Source organism: Armatimonas sp. (genome assembly GCF_043760365.1).
Taxonomy (GTDB): domain Bacteria; phylum Armatimonadota; class Armatimonadia; order Armatimonadales; family Armatimonadaceae; genus Armatimonas.
On sequence record NZ_JAYUPA010000511.1, the window covers coordinates 1 to 1,620 of the forward strand.

Here is a 1,620-nt window from a genome sequence, read left to right on the forward strand (position 1 = left end):
GTCTCTACGACCCACCGCGCAGCCCCGTTGGGCTGGCGGAGAAGCTACGCGACATCAACCCCGAACCCTACTGGCTGCTTCTTCTCGCGTCGCTGAACCCGGGGCAGTGGCAACAGCTCACGGGACAACCCGGCCTTCCGCTCTCCGCGCTGGAGGCGCGGCAGCACCGCTGGCTGGAGAGTGCTCTGCCTGAGAGCGCTTCGTTTCGGACTAGAGAGGCGCTCACGCAAGATCGCCGTGACTTCCGGCTGCGTCTAACCCGGCAGCTCACGATCTCGGTGGGCGGCAAAGACGGGGAGGATGCCTACTTTCCCACCGGGCTGACGGACTCCCCCGAGGAGTCGGTGGTGACTCTCCCACTACGCGATGACGCACCGCCTGGCGACGATAACGAGCAGTTTTTGGGTCGTCGGCTTGCCCCCGGAAAGAGCAAGCCCACGGACCTGGACACACGGCTTCCGGCACTTCAGACCCCGGTGCTCCTAGAGGGCGTGACCAGTGTGGGGGCGCTGGTAAAGCGTCTGGCAGCAGTCACGCAGTTGCCTCTGATGGCCGATGCGCTTCTGGCGAAAAGATCGGTGCGGGTGCTTGGAAAGCGGGCTCTGGCCGGGGATGTGCTCACGGCGCTCTGCCGGGGAGTAAACGGGGGAATGCGTCGGGTTGGCTCTGTCTATCTGCTCGTGGAGGATCTCCCCAGTGCGGCGGAGCGGCGCGAGCGAGCCAACCTAGACTACCAGCGCTTTCTTGCGCCACAGGAGCAGGAAGTGCAGCAGCTCTCCCAGCTTGCGGCTGCCGCACGGAGCCGCCTGATTCGTGAGGGGGCGCTGAAAAAAATACCACGAAGTGTCCAAGATGCGCCAGAGACACTCTGGGCACTTGCGGAGCGCTTCGACACCGAAGGACGAGTCCCCTTTGCACAGCTCCCGGCCAAGCTGCGAATGGAGGTGCAGGCGCTGACCGTGGAACAACAAGAGCGGGTTGAGCGTTTTGGCGGGGTGCTGCCTCCCGTACCCACTGAGGCGCATGCGGAGCAGAAGCTGGTGCTGGAGCTACGGGTGCCCGCTGCCCAAGCAACCGCATTGGTGGCGGAACTCTCGGCGGAGCTACTACGCAGCGACGAGCCGCCTCCCGAGCCGCAGGGGGCGTTGGTGATCCCTGAGACGCTCAAAACGCGCGCCTGGCAGGTAGCACTTCCTGAAGACGACAGTGCCCAAGACGCGTTGCTCTCTCTGGCGAAGCGCACCAATCTCACGCAGCTTCGCATTGCCTTGCGACCGGGGGCCGTGCCTGAAAAACGTCTGGCGGCACTGGCACTCGCCGCTAAGACTGCGGGAATCGGGGTTGTGCCGGTGTTCTCCCCGTTCCTGGCCTTCTCCGCAGCTGCGCCAAAAGAGCGCGGTGCGGGCGGCCAGACTCTTGAGCAGTGGGCGGCGATACACGCCACCGACGAAACTCCCTCTAGCCGCTTGGCACGAGCGCTGTCGCGCTGGGACTTTGTGGTACCCGAAGCGCTGGAACTCGTGGGTGTGGTTGGTTTTGCAGCGCGGCTCGCGGCGCTTCCTGGCGTGATCGGGCTGGGGCTGGAGGGGGTCACGACGCCAGGCTATCCCGATGCGGAGG

The 1,620-nt window shown here is 65.2% G+C and carries 1 protein-coding gene; it reads left to right on the forward strand.

Annotation, left to right across the window (positions count from 1 at the left end; genetic code table 11):
• The coding region (locus ACH2EH_RS11940; RefSeq protein ID WP_395141949.1) for a hypothetical protein at positions 1-1,620 on the forward strand (1,620 nt) is incomplete at both ends.